Source organism: Pseudomonas sp. NPDC089743, from assembly GCF_044748785.1.
Taxonomy (GTDB): domain Bacteria; phylum Pseudomonadota; class Gammaproteobacteria; order Pseudomonadales; family Pseudomonadaceae; genus Aquipseudomonas; species Aquipseudomonas putida_X.
Map to the genome: position 1 here is coordinate 28,580 of NZ_JBIVGS010000018.1, position 24,424 is coordinate 53,003.

The 24,424-nt window shown below is 62.9% G+C and carries 22 protein-coding genes; 15 read left to right on the forward strand and 7 right to left on the reverse strand.

From position 1 onward, the window contains the following. Positions 1-107: 107 nt before the first annotated feature. The 6 genes from ACIPZC_RS22920 to ACIPZC_RS22945 all read left to right on the forward strand — a co-directional run bounded on the left by ACIPZC_RS22920 (position 108) and on the right by ACIPZC_RS22945 (position 7,310). Entirely contained in the window at positions 108-716 is a 609-nt protein-coding gene (locus ACIPZC_RS22920; protein ID WP_349976287.1) for a YqiA/YcfP family alpha/beta fold hydrolase, read from the forward strand. Between the two features lie 35 nt (positions 717-751). Continuing rightward, positions 752-2,656, forward strand: coding sequence for a DNA topoisomerase IV subunit B (gene parE / locus ACIPZC_RS22925; protein WP_012316499.1), 1,905 nt, complete (start codon positions 752-754; stop codon positions 2,654-2,656). After that, positions 2,653-3,639, forward strand: a complete 987-nt coding sequence (locus ACIPZC_RS22930) for an esterase-like activity of phytase family protein (RefSeq protein ID WP_241806265.1) — start codon at positions 2,653-2,655, stop codon at positions 3,637-3,639. Before parE ends, ACIPZC_RS22930 begins: the two co-directional genes overlap by 4 nt. Further along, positions 3,636-4,154 (forward strand): TIGR02281 family clan AA aspartic protease, encoded by a 519-nt coding sequence (locus tag ACIPZC_RS22935; RefSeq protein ID WP_046788114.1) that lies wholly within the window; start codon positions 3,636-3,638, stop codon positions 4,152-4,154. The genes ACIPZC_RS22930 and ACIPZC_RS22935 overlap by 4 nt, the downstream gene beginning before the upstream one ends. A 10-nt stretch (positions 4,155-4,164) precedes the next feature. After that, positions 4,165-6,423, forward strand: coding sequence for a DNA topoisomerase IV subunit A (parC, locus tag ACIPZC_RS22940; RefSeq protein ID WP_400629720.1), 2,259 nt, complete (start codon positions 4,165-4,167; stop codon positions 6,421-6,423). Positions 6,424-6,599: 176 nt separating this feature from the next. After that, positions 6,600-7,310, forward strand: coding sequence for a membrane integrity-associated transporter subunit PqiC (locus ACIPZC_RS22945; RefSeq protein WP_241806263.1), 711 nt, complete (start codon positions 6,600-6,602; stop codon positions 7,308-7,310). A 73-nt stretch (positions 7,311-7,383) separates the two neighbouring features. Here the strand turns inward: ACIPZC_RS22945 and ACIPZC_RS22950 are convergent, their stop codons facing one another. Continuing rightward, entirely contained in the window at positions 7,384-8,850 is a 1,467-nt protein-coding gene (locus ACIPZC_RS22950) for a histidine kinase (protein WP_400629722.1), read from the reverse strand. A 135-nt stretch (positions 8,851-8,985) separates the two neighbouring features. Between ACIPZC_RS22950 and serB the strand changes: the two genes are divergently transcribed. Continuing rightward, on the forward strand, positions 8,986-10,200 hold the full coding sequence (serB, locus tag ACIPZC_RS22955) for a phosphoserine phosphatase SerB (RefSeq protein WP_241806261.1): 1,215 nt from the start codon (positions 8,986-8,988) through the stop codon (positions 10,198-10,200). 70 nt (positions 10,201-10,270) lie between these two features. Here serB and asd read toward each other — a convergent pair whose 3' ends face one another. Genes asd through ACIPZC_RS22970 form a run of 3 tightly spaced genes read right to left on the reverse strand, consistent with a single transcriptional unit; the run spans position 10,271 to position 13,533 of the window. Beyond that, positions 10,271-11,134 carry an archaetidylserine decarboxylase gene (gene asd, locus ACIPZC_RS22960; RefSeq protein WP_400629724.1) on the reverse strand — a complete coding sequence of 288 codons (864 nt, stop codon included), beginning with the start codon at positions 11,132-11,134 and terminating at the stop codon, positions 10,271-10,273. A gap of 9 nt (positions 11,135-11,143) precedes the next feature. Then, the gene (locus ACIPZC_RS22965) at positions 11,144-11,953 is read right to left on the reverse strand and encodes a rhodanese-like domain-containing protein (protein WP_267819126.1); all 810 of its coding nucleotides are present in this window, start codon (positions 11,951-11,953) and stop codon (positions 11,144-11,146) included. A 44-nt stretch (positions 11,954-11,997) separates the two neighbouring features. Further along, complete coding sequence (locus ACIPZC_RS22970; RefSeq protein ID WP_400629726.1) at positions 11,998-13,533, reverse strand: HDOD domain-containing protein; 1,536 nt, start codon at positions 13,531-13,533, stop codon at positions 11,998-12,000. 130 nt (positions 13,534-13,663) lie between these two features. Here ACIPZC_RS22970 and motA point away from each other — a divergent pair, with 130 nt between their 5' ends. Then, positions 13,664-14,515 carry a flagellar motor stator protein MotA gene (gene motA / locus ACIPZC_RS22975; protein ID WP_241806257.1) on the forward strand — a complete coding sequence of 284 codons (852 nt, stop codon included), beginning with the start codon at positions 13,664-13,666 and terminating at the stop codon, positions 14,513-14,515. 3 nt (positions 14,516-14,518) lie between these two features. Further along, positions 14,519-15,538: a flagellar motor protein MotB gene (motB, locus tag ACIPZC_RS22980; protein WP_400629729.1), complete on the forward strand. Its 1,020-nt coding sequence runs from the start codon at positions 14,519-14,521 to the stop codon at positions 15,536-15,538. A gap of 29 nt (positions 15,539-15,567) precedes the next feature. On the opposite strand, the gene ACIPZC_RS22985 is transcribed toward motB, so the two are convergent. Together ACIPZC_RS22985 and rsgA are read right to left on the reverse strand one after the other, a co-directional pair. Beyond that, positions 15,568-16,047, reverse strand: coding sequence for a molecular chaperone Tir (locus ACIPZC_RS22985; RefSeq protein ID WP_267819118.1), 480 nt, complete (start codon positions 16,045-16,047; stop codon positions 15,568-15,570). A 114-nt stretch (positions 16,048-16,161) separates the two neighbouring features. Further along, positions 16,162-17,193 (reverse strand): small ribosomal subunit biogenesis GTPase RsgA, encoded by a 1,032-nt coding sequence (gene rsgA / locus ACIPZC_RS22990; protein WP_241806254.1) that lies wholly within the window; start codon positions 17,191-17,193, stop codon positions 16,162-16,164. 160 nt (positions 17,194-17,353) lie between these two features. Between rsgA and orn the strand changes: the two genes are divergently transcribed. Next, the gene (orn, locus tag ACIPZC_RS22995) at positions 17,354-17,896 is read left to right on the forward strand and encodes an oligoribonuclease (protein WP_241806253.1); all 543 of its coding nucleotides are present in this window, start codon (positions 17,354-17,356) and stop codon (positions 17,894-17,896) included. A 93-nt stretch (positions 17,897-17,989) separates the two neighbouring features. Next, a complete protein-coding gene (locus tag ACIPZC_RS23000; RefSeq protein WP_003249516.1) occupies positions 17,990-18,601 on the forward strand; it encodes a trimeric intracellular cation channel family protein in 612 nt (203 codons plus the stop codon). A 27-nt stretch (positions 18,602-18,628) separates the two neighbouring features. On the opposite strand, the gene queG is transcribed toward ACIPZC_RS23000, so the two are convergent. Further along, positions 18,629-19,693, reverse strand: coding sequence for a tRNA epoxyqueuosine(34) reductase QueG (queG, locus tag ACIPZC_RS23005; protein WP_241806252.1), 1,065 nt, complete (start codon positions 19,691-19,693; stop codon positions 18,629-18,631). Between the two features lie 65 nt (positions 19,694-19,758). Between queG and ACIPZC_RS23010 the strand changes: the two genes are divergently transcribed. Genes ACIPZC_RS23010 through mutL form a run of 4 tightly spaced genes read left to right on the forward strand, consistent with a single transcriptional unit; the run spans position 19,759 to position 24,423 of the window. After that, a complete protein-coding gene (locus tag ACIPZC_RS23010) occupies positions 19,759-20,619 on the forward strand; it encodes an NAD(P)H-hydrate dehydratase (RefSeq protein WP_400629732.1) in 861 nt (286 codons plus the stop codon). After that, a complete protein-coding gene (tsaE, locus tag ACIPZC_RS23015; protein WP_400629734.1) occupies positions 20,607-21,080 on the forward strand; it encodes a tRNA (adenosine(37)-N6)-threonylcarbamoyltransferase complex ATPase subunit type 1 TsaE in 474 nt (157 codons plus the stop codon). Before ACIPZC_RS23010 ends, tsaE begins: the two co-directional genes overlap by 13 nt. A gap of 11 nt (positions 21,081-21,091) precedes the next feature. Beyond that, complete coding sequence (locus ACIPZC_RS23020; protein ID WP_400629736.1) at positions 21,092-22,525, forward strand: N-acetylmuramoyl-L-alanine amidase; 1,434 nt, start codon at positions 21,092-21,094, stop codon at positions 22,523-22,525. Then, positions 22,522-24,423, forward strand: a complete 1,902-nt coding sequence (gene mutL, locus ACIPZC_RS23025; protein WP_400629738.1) for a DNA mismatch repair endonuclease MutL — start codon at positions 22,522-22,524, stop codon at positions 24,421-24,423. The genes ACIPZC_RS23020 and mutL overlap by 4 nt, the downstream gene beginning before the upstream one ends. Position 24,424: the final 1 nt, after the last annotated feature.

The window sequence follows — 24,424 nt, forward strand, 5'->3', positions numbered from 1 at the left end:
AATTGTTGCGAAAAACCCGCCGCTGCGCCAAAACACGGCGAACACGCTACACTGCGCATCCCTGCGCCTCCACCATGGGGCGCGAAGCCAAAGATTCCGGGGGCAGCATGTCGGGTTCCATCCTCTATATCCATGGCTTGAACAGCTCACCGCTCTCCACCAAGGCGCGTCAGCTCGACGCTGTGATGCAGCAGCTAGGCCTGTCCGGCCAGCTGCGCGTACCCGCCTTGCACCATCACCCGCGCCAGGCCATCGCACAGCTCGAAGCGGCCATCGCCGAACTGGGCGCGCCCCTGCTGGTCGGCAGTTCGCTCGGCGGCTACTATGCCACCCATCTGGCCGAGCGCCTGGGCCTTAAAGCCCTGCTGATCAACCCTGCGGTCACCCCGCACAAGCTGTTCGACGGCTACCTGGGCACCCAGCGCAACCACTACAGCGGCGAAACCTGGGAGCTGACCCACGATCATGTCCAGGCTCTGGCTGAACTGGAAGTGCCGGCCCCCGCGGACGCCAGCCGCTATCAAGTGTGGTTGCAGACCGCCGATGAAACCCTGGACTATCGCCACGCCCAGCATTATTACCGGGCGTGCGCGTTGCGTATCCAGGCCGGTGGTGACCACGGCTACCAGGGCTTTGCCGAGCAGATACCAGCCCTGCTGGCCTTCGCCGGAATTGCCCGGGGGCAGTATGCGGCGCTCGATTTTTCTGTATTTTGATTTTTTCGCATTCACCAGACTGACGACGAGAACCCATGGCCAACCCCAGCGCTAGCGCCTATAACGCAGACGCCATCGAAGTCCTCTCGGGCCTTGACCCGGTCCGTAAACGGCCGGGCATGTACACCGATACCAGCCGGCCCAACCACCTGGCCCAGGAAGTCATCGACAACAGTGTCGACGAAGCCCTGGCTGGCCACGCCCGTTCGGTGCAGGTCATCCTTCATGCCGACCACTCGCTGGAAGTCAGCGATGACGGCCGCGGCATGCCGGTGGATATCCACCCCGAAGAGGGCGTATCGGGGGTCGAGTTGATCCTCACCAAGCTGCATGCCGGCGGCAAGTTCTCCAACAAGAACTACCAATTCTCCGGGGGCCTGCACGGCGTCGGCATCTCGGTGGTCAATGCCTTGTCGACCCAGGTGCGCGTGCGCGTCAAGCGGGACGGCAACGAATACCAGATGACCTTTGCCGATGGCTTCAAAGCCAGCGAGCTGGAAGTGGTCGGTACTGTCGGCAAGCGCAATACCGGCACCAGTGTGTACTTCAGCCCCGACCCGAAGTACTTCGATTCACCCAAGTTTTCCATCAGCCGCCTCAAGCACGTGCTCAAGGCCAAGGCCGTACTGTGCCCAGGCCTGTTGGTAAGCTTCGAGGACAAGGCCAGCGGCGAGAAGGTCGAATGGCACTACGAGGATGGCCTGCGTTCCTACCTGGTCGACTCGGTCAGTGAGTTCCAGCGCCTGCCGGACGAGCCCTTTTGCGGCAGCCTGGCCGGCAACAAGGAAGCCGTGGACTGGGCCTTGCTGTGGCTGCCCGAAGGCGGTGACAGTGTTCAGGAAAGCTACGTCAACCTGATCCCCACCGCCCAGGGCGGTACCCACGTGAACGGCCTGCGTCAGGGCCTGCTCGATGCCATGCGCGAGTTCTGCGAGTTCCGCAACCTGTTGCCGCGCGGGGTCAAGCTGGCGCCAGAAGACGTTTGGGAACGCATCACTTTCGTGCTCTCGATGAAGATGCAAGAGCCACAGTTCTCTGGGCAGACCAAAGAGCGTCTGTCGTCGCGCGAGGCTGCAGCATTCGTCTCGGGCGTGGTCAAGGACGCCTTCAGCCTGTGGCTCAATGCACACCCCGAACTGGGCATGCAGCTGGCGGAACTGGCCATCAGCAACGCCGGCCGCCGCCTCAAGGCCAGCAAGAAAGTCGAGCGCAAGCGCGTCACTCAGGGCCCTGCGCTGCCGGGCAAGCTGGCCGATTGCGCAGGCCAGGACCCAATGCGGGCCGAGCTGTTCCTGGTCGAGGGTGATTCGGCCGGTGGCTCTGCCAAGCAGGCGCGTGACAAGGAGTTCCAGGCGATCCTGCCGCTGCGCGGCAAGATCCTCAACACCTGGGAAGTGGACGGTGGTGAGGTGCTGGCCAGCCAGGAAGTGCACAACATTGCCGTGGCCATCGGTGTCGACCCGGGCGCTGCCGACCTGTCGCAGCTGCGCTATGGCAAGATCTGCATCCTTGCCGACGCCGACTCCGACGGCCTGCACATTGCTACCCTGCTGTGCGCGCTGTTCGTTCAGCACTTCCGTCCGTTGGTCGAAGCAGGCCACGTCTACGTTGCCATGCCGCCGCTGTACCGTATCGACCTGGGCAAGGAAATCTACTACGCCCTCGATGAGGCTGAGCGCGACGGCATTCTCGACCGCCTGGTGGCCGAGAAAAAGCGTGGCAAGCCACAGGTCACCCGATTCAAAGGGCTGGGCGAAATGAACCCACCGCAGTTGCGCGAAACAACCATGGACCCTAACACCCGGCGCCTGGTCCAGCTGACCCTGGATGACCTGCAGGGCACGACCGAAATCATGGATATGCTGTTGGCCAAGAAACGTGCGGGCGATCGCAAGAACTGGCTGGAGACCAAAGGCAATCTGGCCGAGGTTCTGGTTTGATTCGTTCGTTTGTCGCGGTTTTCCTTACGCTGGTCGCGCTGCAAAGCCTGGCTGGCGACTGGCCGGAGCTGAAGCTGACATCCGAGCATCCGATCGACGGCATGCGCGGCGGCAATCTCTCCGGGCTGGCTTTTTGTCGGGGTGCGTTGTGGGGCGTTTCGGATCGCGATGATGACCGTATCTACCGCTTCGACCCGCACAATCAGGTCTGGCGCGCCCAGCCTTTGACGTTCTCCCCACCCCCGGTGCCGGACAGCGGTTTGCCTTGGGGGCTGAAGTCGCGCAACTGGGCGGTGTCGTTCATTCGTGGCGGGCAGTTTGATTACGAAGGCATCACTTGCGATCAGGCTGGTAACATCTACCTGGTCAGCGAAGCGCATGTGGCCGTGCTGCAATTGCCGGTCGTAGGCGCACCTGCCTGGCTCAGGGTTGACCCAGCGATGATTCGCCAGGCCCGGGCCAGTGGCATGCTGCTGAACTTCAATGCCCTGTTCGAAGGCCTGGCGATCAACCCGGCCGGTGATCGCCTGTGGCTTGCGGCCGAGCGTGAGCGCCGGGGCTTGGTCAAGATAGAACGGCAGCAGTCGGTATGGACGTGCGGACGCAGTTGCGTACTGCTCAGTGAAGCCGGGGTCGAGATGCAACCGCCACAAATGCCTGAGGCCCGTGCGCTTTCGCGTGATTTTGCTGACCTGGCCTGGTTCGAGGGCAAGCTGTTCACCCTCGAACGTAATGCATACCGCGTGTGCCGGCGCCATGCCGACAACGGCGAGGTCGAGCGCTGCTGGTCATTCGCCGCCGATGCTCTGGTGCCCGAGCGCCGCTACGATCAGCCGTTCGGCCTGGCCGAAGCGTTGGTGATCGATGCCAAGGGCGCCTGGATCGGTCTGGACAACAACAACGCTGATCGCGCCGATGGTGAAAACCGCCCGGTCGTCTGGCGCTTCGCCGCCCCGCAGGGCGGGTGGAGCGCCACACCATGAGCCAGCCACCGGGCAAGCGTGCGGGCAGGGTACTGATGATCGTCGCCTGGGCGGCGGCGATGTTCCTCGCTACGCGGTTTTTCGGTGAGTGGGAGGCGCGCGAGCGTAACCCCAATACCCAGGTGCAGTCCGAGCACGGCGAAGGCTTCATCGAGGTGCGCCTGTTGGGCAATGGCCAGGGCCATTTCGTGGCAGATGGCGCGATCAACGGCAAAGCTGTGCATTTCATGCTCGATACCGGCGCCACCGACGTGGCGATCCCCGAAGCGCTGGCCCGTGACCTGAGCCTGCAACGTGGCAGCCCGGTCATCCTCAGCACCGCCAACGGTCGCACCGAAGGTTACCGCACGCGACTGGACAGCCTGCAGCTTGGGGATATCCGCCTGCAGGGCGTGCGCGCCCTGGTGGTGCCGGGGCTGGATGGGCAGACGGTGCTGCTCGGCATGAGCGCTCTGAAACAACTTGAATTTACCCAGCGCGGCGGCACCATGCTGCTGCGCCAGAACCTGAAATGACGAGGCCCGCATGAGCGACTCACTGGAACTCAGCCTCGACGGCGTCGAACGCCGTTCGCTGGCTGACTTCACCGAACAGGCCTACCTCAACTATTCCATGTACGTGATCATGGACCGGGCCTTGCCGCACATCGGCGACGGCCTCAAGCCTGTGCAACGACGCATCGTCTATGCCATGAGCGAGTTGGGGCTCGATGCCGATGCCAAGCACAAGAAGTCGGCGCGTACCGTCGGCGACGTGCTCGGTAAATTCCACCCCCACGGCGATTCGGCCTGCTACGAAGCCATGGTGCTGATGGCGCAGCCGTTCAGCTACCGCTACACGCTGGTCGATGGCCAGGGTAACTGGGGGGCGCCGGACGATCCGAAGTCGTTCGCGGCGATGCGTTACACCGAAGCGCGCCTGTCGCGCTATTCCGAGGTGCTGCTCAGCGAACTGGGCCAGGGCACCGTGGACTGGGTGCCCAACTTCGACGGTACCCTGCAGGAACCTGCGGTACTGCCGGCACGGTTACCGAACATCCTGCTCAACGGCACCACCGGCATTGCCGTTGGCATGGCCACCGACGTGCCGCCACACAACCTGCGCGAAGTGGCCAGTGCCTGTGTGCGCCTGCTCGACGAGCCCAAGGCCACCCTCGAGCAGCTGTGTGAACACATCCAGGGGCCGGACTACCCGACCGAAGCTGAAATCATCACGCCGCGTACCGAGATCCTCAAGATCTACGAAAGCGGCCGCGGTTCGATCCGCATGCGCGCCGTATACCGGGTCGAGGACGGCGACATTGTCGTCACTGCGTTGCCGCACCAGGTCTCCGGGGCCAAGGTGCTGGAGCAGATCGCCGCGCAGATGCAGGCGAAGAAGCTGCCCATGGTCGCTGACCTGCGTGACGAATCGGACCATGAAAACCCCTGCCGTATCGTGATCATCCCACGCTCCAACCGCGTGGATGCCGACGAACTGATGCAGCACCTGTTCGCCACTACCGAGCTGGAAAGCAGCTATCGGGTCAACGTCAACATCATCGGCCTGGACGGGCGGCCACAGCTCAAGAACCTGCGTGCCTTGCTTCTGGAGTGGCTGCAGTACCGTATCGGTACCGTTCGTCGTCGCCTGCAGCACCGCCTGGAGAAGGTCGAGCGGCGCCTGCACCTGTTGGAAGGCTTGCTCACTGCATTCCTCAATCTCGATGAAGTCATCCACATCATCCGTACCGAGGAGCATCCCAAGCAGGCACTGATCGCTCGTTTCGACCTCACCGAAATCCAGGCCGACTACATCCTTGAGACCCGCCTGCGCCAGCTGGCGCGTCTGGAGGAGATGAAAATCCGCGGTGAGCAGGACGAATTGCTCAAGGAGCAGGCCAAGCTGCTGGCCTTGCTCGGCAGCGATGCCAAGCTACGCAAGCTGGTACGCAGCGAACTGATCAAGGATGCGGAGACTTACGGCGACGACCGCCGGTCGCCGATCGTCGCGCGCGCCGAAGCCAAGGCACTGTCGGAAAACGAGCTGATGCCGACGGAGCCTGTCACCGTCGTGCTGTCGGAAAAAGGCTGGGTGCGTTGCGCCAAAGGCCACGACATCGATGCAACCGGCCTGTCGTACAAAGCGGGCGATGGCTTCAAGGCTGCAGCAGCGGGGCGTTCCAACCAGTTTGCCGTGCTCATCGATTCCACCGGGCGCAGCTACTCGGTGGCTGCGCATACCTTGCCATCGGCGCGTGGCCAGGGTGAGCCGCTGACCGGTCGCCTGACGCCGCCGCCGGGGGCTACCTTCGAATGCGTGCTGCTGCCGGAGGATGATGCGCTGTACGTGGTGGCATCGGATGCCGGTTACGGCTTTGTGGTCAAAGGTGAGGATTTGCAGGCCAAGAACAAGGCCGGCAAAGGGTTGCTCAGCCTGCCTAACGGGGCCAAGGTCATCGGCCCGCGCCCTGTGGCAAACCGTGAACAGGACTGGTTGGCGGCCGTGACCACCGAAGGTCGCTTGCTGGTATTCAAGGTCGCCGACTTGCCGCAACTGGGCAAAGGCAAGGGCAACAAGATTATCGGTGTGCCCGGTGATCGGGTCGCCAGCCGTGAAGAATATGTTACAGATCTGGCGGTGATCCCCGAGGGCGCCACCCTTGTATTGCAAGCTGGCAAGCGTACCCTGTCTTTGAAGCCGGACGACCTCGAGCATTACAAGGGCGAGCGCGGGCGGCGGGGTAGCAAGCTGCCACGCGGGTTCCAGCGCGTTGACGGTTTGCAGGTGGAAAGTCCGGCATAAATCAGCAGAAATGTCTGGGGCGGCGATTTCAGCGCCGTTCCAGGCAGAAATGCTGGAGTCGGGCCGACATTTCGCGGATGATAGTGCACCTGTGGTGCCGGCGTGGCCGTGTGCCCGATTGAATCTATATCAGTATCAATGCGGTTAGCCTGGTGGCGACCGCCTGGATGGGATGAATGAAATTTCTGCGCCTTCCATTTGCGCTGTTGATGACGGGCCTGCTGGGGCTGAGCGGATGCAGCATGCATCAGCCGGTTGCCCTGTATCAGCTCGACAGCGGTGACCCTGGCCAGCCTTCGCAGAGTGCGGGCATGGCCGTGGTGCTCGGGCCGGTGTCGGTCGCCGATTACCTGCAGCGCGAAACCTTTTTGCAGCGCCAGCCGGATGGCAGCCTGAGTTCGGCGACGGACGGTCGTTGGGCCGGTAGCCTGTCGGCAGACATCGACCAACTGTTGGTGCGTCAGCTGGCCTGGCGCCTGGACAGCCAGCGGGTGGTCCTGGCACCGGCCAGCAGTGGCTTCTCGCCTGACGTACAGGTATTGCTGTCGATCACTCGTCTGGACTCGGGCAAGAACCAGCCGGCTATCCTCGACGCCCAATGGCGTTTGCTGGACCGCCGCGGGAATGTGCGTGACAACCGGATCGTTCACCTCGAGCAGCCGCACGAAGGCAGCGAGTCTTCGCAGGTACAGGCTCAGGGGCAGTTGTTGCAGAAGCTGGCAGAACAGTTGAGCGCTGCGGTCAAACCTTTGGCCAACCAGCCGGCGATCGCTGAAGAGTCGCGCAAAAAACCTGCAGCGCCGGTTCAGGTCAAGAAAGCACCGGAGAAGTCGAAGATCCCTATGGCTTCGCCTATTCGGACCGATATGGAAGTCTATCGGTTCTGATGCTTACCCCGGATACACAAAAGCCCGCACATGTGCGGGCTTTTTCATGGGTGTGAGATCAGGGCACTCGGTATCACGCCCTGCGTTCGTGCATCCGCGCCAACTGCCGCTCCAGCATCGAGGGGTAGGGCTCCATCAAGCGTTCGACACAGCAGGCCCCTTCAGGGCTGGCAATTGGCCGAATGCGCGCACGCTGGCGAATCAGCGAGTCGTCACTGATCTGCCGCTCCACCAGCAGTAGGTTGCGGCTGTGCTGGGAGAGCGCCAGGGCGTCCTGGGCTTTTTCGGTCATCAGCAGGTCTACCTGTTCCAGCCCCTGCAAATCATCGCCCAGGGCCAGGCCCAGTTGCAGTTGCAGGGTGATGCCGCTGTCGGCGACCTCGATCTGCAGGGCGTGGCCGAGTGCGCGTAGCAGCTCGCCGCAGCAGATTGCATTGGTCAGGTAATCCTCGCCGCAGTCGCGGCTGTGGAACAGCACCAACGTGCTGCCGTCGTTGAGCGTGTGGGTTTCGCCATCGTACAGCGACGCGGCCTGCTCCAGGCAGTCGCGGTAGCGCTCCAGCAACTCGGTCAGGCGGGTGCGCGGCAGCCGGCGCAGTTGCTCCTGCGATCCTAGCTGAACGGCCAGCACAGCAGTGCTCTGCGGCTCGTCGGACTCGACTGCTGCGGCCTTCGGCGCGCTTTCTTCGTGGTCCAGCAGGCCGGCAAAGGCTTCATCATCGTCTTCGTCGCCTACCTGAGCAGCAGCCTTGGCCCGTGGCGCAGCGTTGACCGGCGCAGGGGCATCGTGCAGATCGTCGAAGTCGTCTTCATCTTCATATTCCTCCGGTTCAGGCTCTGGAGGGGGCGGCGGGGCCAGGCGCGCATGCAGCTGACGGGCAATATCGCCGATCTCATCCTGACGATCGATCGCCGGGGTGTAGGGGTGCGGGTCACGCAGCCATACACGCAGTTGCAGCAGCGGCAGGGTGATGTGGCGGCCTTGGCGCAGGCTCAGGCTCAGTGCCAGGGCCAGCAGGATCGCGGCCAGGATGCCCATGCTCTGCAAGCTGATCAGCATCGGCTGCTGGAACTGGCTCATGTCCAGGCTGATGCGCAGTTGCCCGGCCGTCACGTCCTGGAAGGTGATCTTGGTCTGGTACAGGCCTTCGGCCTCACCCAGCAGGCTGTTGCGTGGGCGCTGCCCGGCTTCTGCCAGGATGCGGTTGTCCACGCTGTATATCGCTGCGTGGGCCACCAGCGGGTTCTTCACCAGGTTGCCCAACAGCACGTTGAGGCTGAGGATGTCGTTGGACACCAACAGCTCGGTCGCCGATGTGGCTGTCTGGGTGGTCAGGCTCTGGCCAAGGGCGTCCGCCTGCTCGTGCATGGCCTGCTTGAACTGCAGACCCATCACGCAGGCATAGATCACCAGCGCCAGCGCCACCAAGAAAATGTTGGTGCTGGCGATGCGCAGTGCCAGGGGAACGCGACGTTGGCGCAGGGCACGGAAGATCATGAGGAAGAAGTTGTCTGGTTTGACGGGCGTGGGCCGGTTCACAGAGCGCGGCTCTTAATGGCATGAAAGTGCTGCGCAGTATAGCGACCCGAGTTTTGTCGGCAAAGTATCGTTGGCGCCCGATGGTCACGGAAAATCGGTAGAATGCGCATTTTTCATCGAAGTCGGAGCCAGGTTGTGCGCGAAATCGTTCTGATCAACATCACCGGTGAGGACCGCCCGGGTCTCACTGCCGCCATCACCGGGGTCCTCCTCCAGGGCGGTGTGAACATTCTCGACATCGGCCTGGCTGTCATGCATGGCACCCTGTCGTTCGGCATTCTGGTCGATATTCCGGACAACGAAGTGGCCACCAGCCTGTTGCAGAGCGTGCAGTCCAAGGCCCATGAGCTGAACCTGCAGGCCCGCTACACGCCGATTTCCGAGTCTGATTACCAGCACTGGGCCGATGGCCAGGGCGAAGCCCGCTATATCGCTACCGTTCTCAGCCGCAAGATCACCCCGCAGCAACTGCAGCGTGTCAGTGCAGTCATCAGCCAGTACGGCCTGACCATCGAGCGTATCGAGCGGTTGTCTGCGCGTGTTGCGCTGGGCGTGCAGAGTGAGCATGGCAAAGCTGCCCTGGAAATTTCCGTGCGCGGAGAGCCAAGCGATGCCCAGGCCCTGCGTGCCGACTTCTTTGCCTTGTCCGAAGCGTTGAACATCGATATCGCGTTCCAGAAGGACGACCTGTTCCGTCGCAACCGCCGCCTGGCGGTGTTCGACATGGATTCGACCCTGATCGAAGCCGAAGTCATCGATGAACTGGCCAAGGCTGCCGGCGTCGGCGAGCAGGTGGCGGCGATCACCGAGCGGGCAATGCGCGGCGAACTGGACTTTCGTGCCAGCTTCAAGGAGCGCATGGCGCTGCTCAAAGGCCTGGACGTTGGTGTGCTGGACCAGATCGGCGCTTCACTGCGCCTCACCGAAGGTGCCGAGAACCTGTTCGCCGAGCTCAAGCGCATGGGCTACAAGACTGCGATCCTCTCGGGTGGTTTCACCTACTTTGCCAAGCAGGTGCAGGCGCGCCTGGGCATCGATTATGTGTTCGCCAACGAACTGGAAGTGGTTGATGGCAAGGTGACCGGCGTGGCGGTCGAGCCCATCGTCGATGCCCAGCGCAAGGCAGAGCTGCTGCAGCAGTTGGCGAGCGAAGAGGGCCTGCAACTGGAGCAGACCATTGCCGTAGGCGACGGTGCCAACGACCTGCCGATGCTGTCGCTGGCCGGTCTTGGCGTCGCCTTCCGCGCCAAGCCACTGGTACGTCAATCGGCCAAACAGGCCATCTCCACCCTTGGGTTGGACGGCGTGCTCTATCTGCTGGGGCTGCGCGACCGCGACGCGCGGGGCTGACACAAGCCTCGCTGACAAAAAGGCCCTGCAATGGCTTCAGCCATGCAGGGCCTTTTCATTTTGGCCAGAATCAAGCCTGCGCGGGAAGCGCCAACAACTCACCCATGCGCGTTGCCGAACCGGCACCCAGGGTTTCAGCCCACTTCACCTGCTCCGGCCCGAACAGCACGATAGCCGTGGAGCCCAGCTTGAAGCGGCCCAGTTCCGCACCCTTCTCCAGATGGATCGGCGCACGGCTGCCTTCGTCATAACGGAAGGTTTTAAGTTCGCGCTTGGGCGGGGTGACCAGGCCGGCCCACACGGTTTCGATCGAGGCAACGATCATCGCCCCCACCAGCACCACGGCCATCGGCCCGCGCTCGGTGTCGAACAGGCACACCACACGCTCATTGCGGGCAAACAGCTCAGGGACGTTTTCTGCAGTGGTCTGGTTCACCGAGAACAGGCGACCCGGCACATAGACCATTTCGCGCAGGGTACCGGCCAGCGGCATGTGCACGCGGTGGTAGTCCTTCGGCGACAGGTAGATGGTTGCGAATTCACCACCCATGAACGGGGCGGCCAGGGCCGGGTCACCGCCGAGCAGCTCCAGGGCGCTGAAGCTGTGCCCCTTTGCCTGGAAGATGCGACCGTGTTCGATCGGGCCCAGCTGGCTAACAGCACCATCGGCCGGGCAGAGGATGGCCCCCGGCGTTTCGTCCAGCGGACGTGCACCCGGCTTGAGCGCCCGGGTGAAGAAGGCATTGAAGTGCTCGTAGGCGGTGAGGTCTTCGACCAGTGCCTCGCTCATGTTCACCTGGTAGCGCTTGGCGAACCAGGCGGTGAAGGCATTCTTGAACCAGCGTGCGCGGCACTCGGCGACGCAGCCGGCCAGCCGCGACAGCAGATGGTGCGGCAGCAGGTACTGGCTGATGATGAACAGACGGGATTTCATGCAGGTTCCTTAAACTTCTACAGGCGTGTCCGGATGGTTGCCCCATTCGCTCCACGAGCCGGCGTAGGCCTTGACGCGTGGGTAGCCGAGGGCTTTGGCCACCAGGTAGGTAAAGCCGGAGCGGCGGTGGGACTGGCAATGGGTGATCACTTCCTTGTCAGGGGTGATGCCCAGTTGCTGGAGGACTTGGGCGATGTCCTTGCGGATGCGCAGGTGGTCGTTGAGGTCCATACCTGCCGTCCACTCGAAGTTGATCGCGCCGGGTATATGCCCGCCTTTGGCCGCCAGGACCTTTTCACCAGAGAATTCTTGCGGGCCGCGGGCATCCCAGATCACCAGGTCATCGGCGCCCAGGCGGCTTTGCAGGTATTCGCGGGTGGCGGTCGGTTCGCCATGCAGCTGCAGGCGTACCGGTACGGAGGCGGGCGGCGGCACCTCGGTCGAGAGCTTGTCCGCCGGCCAGGCCTGGATGCCGCCATTGAGGTAATGGCAGGCCTTGTGGCCGATGACGTCGAGCAGCCAGATGAAGCGCCCGGCCCAGCCGCCGCCCTCATCGTCGTACACCACGTAGACCGCATCGTCCCGGTGGCCGAGTTCGCTGAACAGTTTTTCCAGCTCGCCAATGGCCGGCAAAAGCCCCGGCGCGGGCGGCAGGCCAAGCTGGGTGCGCTTGCCTTCGACGAAGCGGGCGCCGGGGATATGACCGCTGACGTAGCGGTTGGCGCTACTCAGGTCGACCAGGATCAGCTGGGGGGACGCCAGGCGCGCAAGCAGGTCCGCAGGCTCGATCACCAGCGGTAGTCCGGCAAAATCAGTCATCCACGGTCTCCAGTGTGGGAAGAGGGGCGATTGTAGCGCAAGGGTCAGGCATTGCGGTTGGCAAACGCCGCAAGGGCGCGCTCGATACATTGCGCGGTTTTACCGAATGCTTGAACACTGACATCTGCCATCGGTTTACCGCCTTGGTCGGCCACTGCCAGCATCAGCACTTGATTGTTCACGGCCAGCGAGCGCAGCAACAGGTGTTCGCCACGGAAGAACGCCCGCAATGGGGCGGGCAGCAGGGCCGCGAACTGGGCATGGTTGTCTGGCGACAGGCGCAGCTGCGCGGCCTGGCCGACCAGTTTCTGCAACAGCTTGCTCTGCGTGACGGGCAGGGCGATGGTTGCCGCCTCCTTGGGCAAACCGGCCGTTTGCTGTACGCGCAGGTAGTCACTGGCCTTGTCCAGGGTCAGCAGCATGATGCGCTGCATGCCGCAGGCCAACAGTGCTTCGCGGGCGTGGGTAGCCAGGTGCACGGCATTGGTGAAGGGGCTGGGCTGTGCCAACAGCGCTTGACACAGCGTGCGCCAATGGCCGAGCGCCTCGCTGGAAGGCGGTGGCGGTGTCAGCATGTCCGGGTGCGGGCGACGCTGGTGCCAGGGCCAGATCAAGGCCTCGGCTGGGTGGAACAGGGCATGCCTGGCGTGCCGGCGAGCACTGGCGGCGGCCTGTTGGTGAACTTGCTGTTGCACGTCCTCCAGTGTGGTCTGCAGGTACAGCGCGGTAAGCAATTGCCAGCGCAGCAGGTGCGGGTTGTCCCAGCCTACCTGTGCCGCCAGCGCTAGGTTGTTGGCCAGCAGCACGGTATTGGCCGGCTGGTTGAACCAGCGGCTCAGTGCCGGCGCCTCATCCAGGCGGTGTTGTTGGCTAAGCAGGTCTTCGTCGCGGGCGATGCTCAGTATCTGCCCCAGTTGCTCGCGCTCTTCAAGAAGCATGCGGTAACCCTGGGTGACCCATTGCGACAGGCGCCAGTGTTCGGCCATGGCTTGGCATAGCGCCAGGATGCGCACGCCAAACAGTTCGAGCTCGACCTCTTGCGCCTCTTCGCCCTTGTGGATAACCCGCAGTTCCCACGCGTCCAGCAGCTTGGGGTAGGCCAAGGCCAACGGCCATAGTGGCGAGAGGAACAGCAGGCTACCCCAGTGAATTTCCTGCCACAGCCGTGCAAGGCGGCTGGCGAACAGGCCGCTGGCCTGCTGCGAAGCATGCTGGCTGATCAGCAGGAACTGGCGCAGCACCGGCGGGATGTCCTCGTCCGGCAGCGCTGGCAGGCGGGTAAGCAATTCCCTGGTGCGTGCCAGGCCCAGCCTGTTCAGGGCGATTTCCAGGCTTTCGGCGGGCTCTGCCTGGCTGGCATTGGCGGGATGATTGGCCTCGCGCATCACCGACAGCACCAGGGCCGGGCTGTCCTGCATCAGTTCGGCGATATCGCGAAGCGAACGGCGGCTATCGTTGATAGCGCTCATGACCCGGTCATAACTCTGCTTCGGCACCGGTACACGAATACCGTCCAGCAGCTTTACCCAGGCCTCTAGCGTACGCGGATTCTGAGTGGGCACCTTGGATTCCATTGGCATTTTGACATCAGTCCGAACTGGCTTTTCGCTTTGAGTGGCTATAGTCTGGCGCAGTTCTGCCGATAAGTAGAAGAAGAGTTTTAAAGCTCCCGTCCCTCATCCTGACCACGACAGCAAGTGCTTTGAACCTATGGCTAAAATTATCGGCATCATCGTCGTATTCGCGAGCGTGCTCGGCGGATATGTGCTCTCCCACGGCAAGATTGCGGCACTGATCCAGCCGTTCGAAGTGCTGATCATCGGCGGTGCAGCCTTTGGCGCCTTCATGCAGGCCAACCCCGGTTACATGACCATGCATGTAATCAAGAAGTCGCTGAAGATGTTCGGCACCCGCTTCACCCACACCTTCTACCTGGAAGTGCTGGGCCTGGTGTACGAAATCCTCAACAAGAGCCGTCGCGAAGGCATGATGGCGATCGAGGGCGATATCGAAGACGCCGCAGCCAGCCCGATCTTTGCCAAATACCCAGCGGTGCTGGGTGATGAACGCATGACCGCCTTCATCTGCGACTACCTGCGCATCATGTCCACCGGCAACATGGCACCCCACGAACTCGAAGGCTTGTTCGACATGGAGCTGCTGAGCATGAAGGAAGAGCTCGAGCACCCGTCGCATGCGGTCAACGGCATTGCCGACGGCATGCCCGGTTTCGGTATCGTCGCAGCTGTACTGGGCATCGTGGTGACCATGGCGTCTCTGGGCGAGGGCGACCAGGCCTCGATCGGCCTGCACGTCGGCGCGGCGCTGGTCGGTACCTTCTTCGGTATCCTTGCAGCCTATGGTTTCTTTGGCCCGCTGGCCAAGTGCCTGGAGCACGATGCCAAGGAAGAGCTCAACCTCTATGAATCGATCAAGGCTTCGCTGGTCGCGTCTGCTTCTGGCATGCCACCTTCGCTGGCCGTTGAATTCGGGCGCAAGGTGCTGTATCCGAAGCATCGCCCGAGCTTTGCCGAGCTGGAACAAGCAGTTCGCGGTCGCTGAGTCATGGAAAACAATCAGCCGATAATCATCAAGCGCGTCAAGCGCTACGGTGGTGGCCACCATGGCGGCGCCTGGAAGATCGCTTTCGCTGACTTCGCCACGGCGATGATGGCGTTCTTCCTGGTGCTGTGGCTGCTGTCCACTGCCACGCCCGAGCAGAAGATCGCCATTGCCGGTTACTTCAAGGACCCGATCGGTTTCTCCGAGAGCGGAACGCCTTATGTGATCGATCTTGGTGGTTCGCCCCAGCTTGCGCCGGAAAAGACCATCAACCCGGAAGAAAAGTCCGAGCCTACGCCCGATACCAGCATCCAGTTGGACCAGGATCAGGTCGAGACCATGGCTGATCAGGTTGAGCGAGAACGCCTCGAACTGCTGTTGCAGGAGCTGCAGAACAAGGTCGAGGAAAACCCGCAGCTGCAGAAATTCAAGGACCAGATTCTCTTCGAGATCACTCAGGACGGCTTGCGCATCCAGATCATGGATGCCGAGAACCGGCCGATGTTCGATATCGGCAGTGCCCGACTGCAGCCGTATTTCGAGGACATTCTGCTGGCCATGGCCGACACCATCAAGGCAGTGCCGAACAAGATCAGCGTCAGTGGCCACACCGATGCCAAGCCTTATTCGGGCAGCGGAGAGTTTGGCAACTGGGAGCTGTCGGCCAATCGCGCCAATGCCGCACGGCGGGCGCTGGTTGCCGGTGGCTATCCGGATGACCAGGTCGCACGGGTAGTGGGTTATGCGTCGTCTTCGCTGTTCGATCGCAAAGACCCTTTCAACCCGGTAAACCGCCGTATCGACATCATCGTCCTGACCAAGAAGGCCCAGCGTAACATTGAGGGTGAGCAGGGGACGGCGCCTGCACAGCCTAGCCAGCCAGCGCCGCCTGCCGGCGCTGCGCCAGGTGCGCCGGCGGCACCTGCTGCGCAGGATGCACCCATGCAACCGCGTGAACTGCGCCAGAAGCTGAACATCTTCGAGGAAGGGACCTTGAAGATGGACGAGCCCAAGGGCCAGTGACGGAGGGGCCGCCCAGCGGCCCCAATGCATCAGAACCCCCGCCGGATCTTGGCCTTCAGATCCGCATGAAAGAAATCCGCATTGTCCCGGTCGGCACAGCTTCCGCGTCCTGGGGGTAACGTCATGGCACGGGTGAACGTGCACTCATCGTGATAGGCCCGCACAAACAGGTCGATGTGCTTGCGCTCGCGCATTACCGGCCATCTGCCAAAACACTCAGGTAGCGCGCCGCCGTTGCTTTGATAAAGGCTGACACGCCGGCTGCTCATGACTGCAGCCCCCAGCAGCCAGGGTGTCCACCAGTCGGCGGCGGCCCATTCGGACAAAAGGCCAATCCAGTGGGTTGCATCGCCCATGGATCGGCAGAAGTTGCCATACAGATCTTCGCGGGTCTGCCCTTGGCAGTCGAACAGGACCAGCTGCGTCGGAATGCTTTCGAGCAGCAGGCGTTCATTGAGGATAAAGGCGTCAAGCCGCTCTTCGTGGCGGTAAGTGATTAAAACCGGCATCGCGGTTGCCCTCCCTGATAGGAAGTCATGACCATCAGGGAAAGCAGCAGGCGGGGCAATAGATGACGGCGAAACCGGAAGAGCCCTACGAGGGTAGGTAATATTTCCTACGAATCAGTAGTTGTCATCCGGCAGGCTGGCAATGATCGAGCGGTAGCTGTTCATGCGCTGCTGCTTGATACGGCCATCTTCAAGTGCCCTGAGCAGGGCGCAGCCTGGCTCGCGATCATGCTTGCAGTCGCGAAAGCGGCAGGTGCCGAACAGGTCGCGGAACTCGATGAAGCCGTCTTCCACATCATCACGGCTGACATGGCCAAGGCCGAACTCTCGGATGCCTGGCGAGTCAATCAGGTCGCCGCCATTGGGAAAGTGGTAAAGGCGCGCGGTGGTGGTGGTGTGGGTGCCTTGGCCCGACCATTCGGACAGGTCGCCGACCCGGGTGTCAGCAGCAGGCAGCAGGCTGTTGACCAGAGAAGACTTGCCCACACCCGACTGGCCGACGAACACGCTGATATGGCCGTCCAGCATCTGCTGCAGGCGCTGCATGCCGTCGCCGTGGTGGGCAGAGACCTCCAGCAACGGGTAGCCCAGGTCGCGGTACACCTCGAGCAAGGCATGGAGTGCGGGGCCGTTCTCGTCGTTGATCAGGTCGGCTTTGTTCAGCAGTAACAGTGGGCGGATGCCCGCGTGCTCGGCGGCGACCAGATAACGGTCGATCAGGTTCGGATGCGGCTCGGGCGCTGGCGCGAAGACGATGACGATGAGGTCGACGTTGGCGGCAACCGGCTTGAGCTGACCGTGGTTGTTCGGCCGGCACAGCTCGGTGCTGCGCGGCATCTGCGCGACGATTACGCCAATGCCCTGGTTGCCGGCACGCCAGACCACGCGGTCACCGGTGACCAGCGCCGGCAGGTTTGCGCGCAGGTGGCAGCGCACGACCTGGCCTGCAGCCTCGCCGTCCTGAGCCTCCACCTCAACCTGTACGCCAAAGTGAGCGATCACCAGGCCCAGTTGCTCCGGCCCCAGGTCACCCCCTTCCAGCTCCTGCAGCGCATGCTGCTCGCGTTTGGCGGCGCGAGCGGCGCGTTCGTTCTGGATCTTTTCGATACGCCAGTTCTGGCGGCGATTGAGCTGGCGTTTGGCCATTAGTGTTCCGTGCGAGTTGCGTGAGAGAGCCGTGGTGGGGCATTGAAAGCGGCAGGCAGTTTAGCACGACGGGCGGCGGACCATTCTGGTTACCTTTGCGCCGGGAATGCGCTGGCCCATGCCGCTAGGCTACTATGACGGCCTATACGAGGAGCCCTTCATGCAGAACCCACAGAACCTGATCTGGATCGATCTGGAAATGACCGGCCTGGATCCGGACACCGACGTCATCATCGAGATGGCCACCATCGTCACTGACAGCGAGCTGAACACGCTGGCCGAAGGGCCGGTGATCGCCATCCACCACAGTGACGAAGTGCTGGCGCGCATGGATGAGTGGAATACCCGCACCCACGGCGGCTCGGGGTTGACCCAGCGTGTACGCGAAAGCAAGGTCAGCATGGCCGAGGCCGAAGCGCAGACCATCGCCTTCCTGGAGCAATGGGTCCCCAAAGGCAAGTCGCCGATCTGTGGCAACAGCATCTGCCAGGACCGCCGCTTCCTCTATCGCCATATGCGCAGCCTGGAAAACTACTTCCACTATCGCAACCTCGATGTCTCCACAGTCAAGGAGCTGGCTGCGCGCTGGGCACCGGACGTGCGGGACAGCTTCAAGAAGGGCAGCACCCACCTGGCGCTGGACGATATCCGCGAGTCGATCGCCGAACTGCGCCACTACCGCACGCACTTCATCAAGGTGTGAGGTGAAAGCGGGCGCATAGAATGTGCGTGCGCCCTCTTTTGGTGCCTTGGGCAACTGGTTAGACTGCGCGCCTTTCCCGCACGGACCCGCGCCATGTTGTTGATGCTCTACCTTATCGCCATCACTGCCGAAGCCATGACTGGCGCTCTGTCCGCCGGGCGGCGCGGTATGGACTGGTTTGGCGTGGTGCTGATCGCCTGTGTGACTGCACTGGGTGGTGGCTCGGTGCGTGATGTGCTGCTCGGGCACTACCCACTGACTTGGGTGAAGCATCCGGAATACCTGGTGCTGACCAGCTTCGCCGCGCTGCTGACGATTTTCATCGCACCGATGATGCGCCGCCTGCGGTCGCTGTTCCTGGTGCTGGATGCCTTGGGGTTGGTGGCTTTCACCCTGATTGGCTGCATGACTGCGCTCGAGATGGGGCAGGGCATGTTGGTGGCGTCGATCAGTGGCGTCATTACAGGGGTGTTCGGCGGGATCCTCAGGGATATTTTCTGCAACGATATCCCGCTGGTGTTCCGGCGCGAGCTGTATGCCAGCGTGTCGTTTGCCGCAGCGTGGTTCTACCTGGGCTGTGTGTATTTCAAGGTGCCGGCAGAGCAGGCCATGCTGCTGACCTTGTTTGGTGGGTTCCTGGTGCGGCTATTGGCGATCCGCTTCCATTGGGAAATGCCCAAGTTTCACTACAACGACCAGCAGTGAACGCCTGAGGCTGCTTTGCGCCCCCGGCTACGTAATGCCATGCCGCGCCAGCGCCCACTCCACATGTTCACGCACCAGTTGCGAAGGGTCTTCCCGGCGGGCCTTCAAGGCTTCCAGTACCGGAATCGTCGAAGGCGCATTGCCCAGCCCCACTGCCAGGTTGCGTAGCCAGCGCTCATACCCGGCGCGCCGCAGCGGCCCGCCTTCGGTCTTGCGTAAAAATGTCTTTTCATCCCACATGAACATCTCGGCCAGCTCGGCATTCTCCAGGCCATGCCTGGGCTGGAAGTCGTTTTCCTGGGTGGGTCGTGCAAAACGATTCCACGGGCAGACGATCTGGCAGTCATCGCAACCGAACACCCGATTGCCCATCATCGCGCGCAGCTCCACAGGAATGGCGCCTTTCAATTCGATGGTCAGGTAGGAAATGCAGCGCCTGGCATCCAGCACATAGGGCCCGACAAAGGCCTTGGTCGGGCAGATGTCCAGGCACGCCTGGCAGCGCCCGCAATGCTCGCTGGCATGCGCCTCGTCTACCGGCAGCGGCAGGTCGACGAAAAGTTCGGCCAAGAAGAAATAGCTACCGGCCTTGCGGTTGAGCAGCAGGGTATTCTTGCCGATCCAGCCCAGCCCCGCCTGTTCGGCAATGGCCTTTTCCAGCACCGGGGCACTGTCGACGAATGCCCGGTAGCCGAACGGGCCGATGTCTTCCTGGATGCGATCGGCCAGGTGCTGCACGCGTTTGCGCACCAGCTTGTGGTAGTCGCGGCCAAGGGCATAGCGCGAGACGTAGGCTTTTTCCGGCTGGGCCAGGCGTTGCGCCATCTGTGTATCGCCGGGCAGGTAGTCCATGCGCAGCGAAACCACCCGTACGGTGCCAGGGATCAGCTGGTCGGGGTGGGCGCGTTTGCCATCGTGGGCGGCCAGGTATTCCATCTCGCCCTGGTAACCTGCGTCGAGCCAGCGCTGCAGGTGCTGTTCGTGCTCGCCAAGGTCCACACCGGCGATGCCGACGTGGGCAAAACCGAGTTCTCGGCCCCAATTTTTGATCGATTGGGCCAGGGCGGCGAGGTCAAGTGTGCAAGCGGACATGGATGGGCAAGGCAATACGGGCTCAGGTGCGTATAATTCTGCCAGACATTGGAGCCTTTGACCCCATGCCGCAGACCAAACACCCAAGCCATGCCCCACTCCTGCTCAGCAGCGTGACCGTCCCGCGTCTGCCCGCCAGGCATCCGCACGCCCATAAAGGTGACTTCGGCCATGTACTGGTGGTGGGCGGCGACCTCGGTACCGGTGGCGCAGTGCTGCTGAGCGCCGAAGCCTCACTGCGCTGCGGCGCTGGGCTGGTAAGTGTGGCAACGCGGCCCGAGCACGTTGCCCCAGCCCTTGCCCGTGTACCAGAAGCCATGTGCCTGGGCGTGAGCTCGGCTAACCAGCTGATGGATGTGCTGGAGCGCGCTTCGGTGCTGGTGATCGGCCCGGGGCTGGGCCAGGCCGCCTGGGGGCGCAGCCTGCTGTCGGCTGTCGCCAATGCCGAGCGGCCGCAAGTGTGGGATGCCGATGCGCTCAACTTGCTGGCGCGCACGCCCCTGGCATTACCCAGTGGCAGCATCCTCACCCCGCACCCGGGGGAGGCTGCGCGTCTGCTGGGCATTTCAACCGAGGCGGTGCAGGCCGACCGGGCGGGCGCGGCGCGCAAGCTGGCGCGCCGTTATGCCAGTGTTTGCGTGCTCAAGGGCGCCGGTACACTGGTGGCGGACCCATCGGGGCAGTTGGCCCTGTGCCAGCGCGGGCATCCGGCGATGGCGGGGGCAGGCTTGGGTGACGTGCTCACCGGTGTGCTGGCGGCGTTGTTGGCTCAAGGGCTGGATGCCTGGTGCGCCGCAGGTCTTGGGGTGTGGCTGCACGCCTGTGCCGGCGAGCGTTTGGGTGTGAAAGGTAGAGGCCTGGCGGCCAGTGATCTGGCGCCGGTCATTCGTGAGTTGTTGGAGGAGCATTCTGCGTGTCTGGCATAACCCTGTTTCTGGCCGATGAAGAGGCCACCGTCACATTCGGTGCATCACTGGCCCAGGTGACCGGCGGTCGCGGCATCATCTTTCTCGAGGGGAACCTGGGTGCGGGCAAGACGACGCTGTCCCGTGGCCTTATTCGCGGCTTGGGCCATACTGGTGCAGTGAAAAGCCCGACCTTCACCGTGGTCGAGCCTTACGAGATTGGTGACGTACGTGCCTTCCATTTCGACCTTTATCGCCTGGCCGATCCGGAAGAGCTGGAGTTCATGGGCATTCGCGACTACTTCGAGGGAGATTCGCTGTGCCTGTTCGAATGGCCAGAAAAGGGTGCGGGCGTTTTGCCAAAGCCTGACCTGACCATTACCATAAGCCCCCAAGCGGGCGGACGCTCGCTGATCCTTTCGCCGCAGGGGGCGCGCGGCGAGGCCTGGTGCACTGCGCTGGCCAAACACTATAAACAGTAAGTGGGGTAGGTATGCGCATACGCGCACTGGTCGCTGTAGTTGGGCTGCTGCTGACAGCGGTGACCGTCGACGCTATGGCCGTCACTCAAGTCAAGAGCATGCGCCTGTGGCGCGCACCGGACAACACGCGGCTGGTCTTCGACCTGTCTGGCCCCGTGCAGCATAGCGTCTTCACCCTCAGCGCACCCGATCGCCTGGTCATCGATATCAATGGCGCGACACTGGCGGCGCCGTTGAACGTGTCCACCTCCAATACACCCATCAGCAACGTGCGCTCCGCCCAACGTACGCCTAACGATCTGCGCGTGGTGGTCGACCTGAAAAAATCGGTCACGCCCAAAAGCTTCACCCTGGCACCCAACGCCCAGTACGGCAACCGCCTGGTCGTCGACCTGTACGACCAGGAAGCCGATGCCATCGCCGCCTCGGCACCTGCTGCACCGCCTGCGCCTGTGCAAACCCCGGCGACCACGCCAGCGGTACCGGTAAGCCCGGCCCAGCCCGCGATCAAACTGCCACCCGTACCCAGCGGCAAGCGTGACATCGTAATCGCCATCGACGCGGGTCATGGCGGTGAGGACCCGGGGGCTTCGGGGTCGCGTGGTCAGCATGAGAAAGACATCGTGCTGCAGATCGCCAAGGAACTGCAGCGTCAGATCAATACCGAGAAGGGCTACCGTGCCGAGCTGACCCGTACTGGTGACTACTTCATTCCGCTGCGCAAACGTACCGAGATTGCCCGCAAGAAAGGCGCCGACCTGTTCATCTCGATCCACGCCGACGCTGCTCCGTCGCGGGCCGCCTTCGGCGCCTCGGTATTCGCCCTGTCCGACCGTGGCGCCACATCCGAGACCGCCCGCTGGCTGGCCGACACAGAAAACCGCTCCGACCTCATCGGTGGCGCGGGTAACGTCAGCCTGGACGACAAAGATCGCATGCTCGCAGGTGTGCTGCTCGACCTGTCGATGACCGCAACGCTCAGTTCCAGCCTCAACGTCGGGCAAAAAGTGCTGGGCAACATGGGGCGTATCACCTCGCTGCACAAGCGGCGTGTGGAGCAAGCGGGGTTCATGGTACTGAAGTCGCCGGATATTCCATCGATCCTGGTCGAAACCGGGTTCATCTCCAACAATAATGAAGCTGCCAAGCTGGCCACGCGCAGCCATCAGCAGGCATTGGCCCGGTCGATCCACACCGGTGTGCGCCAGTACTTCCAGCAGAACCCGCCGCCTGGCACTTACATTGCCTGGATGCGCGACAGCGGCAAGATCGCCCAAGGGCCGCGGGAACACACGGTGCGCCCAGGTGAGACCCTGGCGATGCTCGCCGTGCGCTACCAGGTCAGCGTGGCTAGCCTGCGCAATACCAATAGCCTCAAGAGTGATGAGCTGAAGGTCGGCCAGCACCTCAATATTCCCTCAACGACCCTGGCTTCGCAGCAATGAGTGGCGGTTCACGCATCCAGCTGCTAAGCCCGCGGCTGGCCAACCAGATTGCCGCAGGTGAGGTGGTCGAGCGCCCGGCTTCTGTGGCCAAGGAGTTGCTGGAGAACAGTCTCGATTCCGGCGCCCGACGCATCGATGTCGAGGTGGAGCAGGGCGGCGTCAAACTGTTGCGGGTACGTGACGACGGCAGCGGTATTTCCGCCGACGACCTGCCACTGGCCCTGGCCCGGCATGCCACCAGCAAGATCCGCGAGCTGGAAGACCTTGAAGGGGTGCTGAGCCTGGGCTTCCGTGGTGAGGCTCTGGCCTCGATCAGCTCGGTGGCGCGCCTGACGCTCACCTCGCGCACCGCCAATGCGAGCGAAGCCTGGCAGGTCGAGACCGAAGGTCGCGACATGACCCCGCGAGTGCAGCCTGCTGCGCATCCTGTCGGCACCTCGGTGGAAGTACGAGACCTGTTCTTCAATACCCCGGCCCGTCGCAAGTTTCTCAAGGCCGAGAAGACCGAATTCGACCACCTGCAGGAAGTCATCCGGCGCCTGGCCCTGGCCCGCTTCGATGTGGCCTTCCACCTGCGGCACAACGGCAAGAGCATCCTCAGCCTGCATGAAGCGCATGATGAAACGGCCCGTGCGCGGCGGGTCGGCGCCATTTGTGGCGGGGGCTTCATGGAGCAGGCGCTGCCGATCGATGTCGAGCGTAACGGCCTGCGCCTGTGGGGCTGGGTCGGCCTGCCGACGTTCTCGCGCAGCCAGGCAGACCTTCAGTATTTCTTCGTCAACGGCCGTGCGGTGCGCGACAAGCTGGTAGCCCATGCGGTGCGTCAGGCTTACCGTGACGTCCTGTTCAATGGCCGTCACCCGACGTTCGTGCTGTTCCTTGAGCTTGAGCCCAACGGCGTCGACGTCAACGTGCACCCAACCAAGCACGAAGTGCGTTTCCGTGAGGGGCGTTCGGTTCACGACTTTCTCTATGGCACGCTGCACCGTGCCTTGGCCGACGTGCGTCCGGAAGACCATCTGGCCTCGGCGCCGGCCGCCGCTGCCGAGGTCGTCCGCCCAACGGGGCAACAGGCGGGCGAATTCGGCCCGCAAGGCGAGATGCGCCTGGCCTCGCCTGTGCTCGAGCAGCCCCAGGTGCCCCAGCATTCGATTTCCAACGGTGGCAGTGGCGCCGGTTACCAGTATCAGTACAGCCCCCGCCCATCGCAGCCGTTGCCCGCTGCCGAGGCCCAGGCGGTCTACCGCGAGTTCTACAAGCCACTGAACGATGACGCCGCAGCGCCTGCGTCGTTGCCGCAGAGCCAGGGCGACATCCCGCCATTAGGCTATGCCCTGGCTCAGCTCAAAGGCATCTACATCCTCGCCGAGAACGCTGCCGGCCTGGTCCTGGTGGACATGCACGCAGCCCACGAGCGGATCATGTACGAGCGGCTCAAGGTGGCGATGGCCAGCGAGGGGTTGAGTGGCCAGCCGCTGCTGGTGCCCGAGTCGCTGGCGCTTAGCCAGCGTGAGGCCGATTGCGCCGAGGAGCATGCCCAGTGGTTCCAGCGTCTGGGCTTCGAGTTGCAGCGCCTGGGCCCCGAGACACTGGCGATCCGCCAGATTCCTGCCCTGCTCAAGCAGGCCGAGGCCAACCGCCTGGTGCAGGATGTGCTTGCCGACCTTATGGAGTACGGCACCAGTGACCGCATTCAGGCGCACCTGAACGAACTGCTCGGTACCATGGCCTGCCACGGTGCCGTGCGTGCCAACCGGCGTTTGGCGATTGCTGAGATGAACGCCCTGCTGCGTGACATGGAAAACACCGAGCGTAGCGGCCAGTGCAACCATGGCCGACCGACCTGGACCCAAATGGGCCTGGACGACCTGGACAAACTTTTCCTGCGCGGTCGATGAC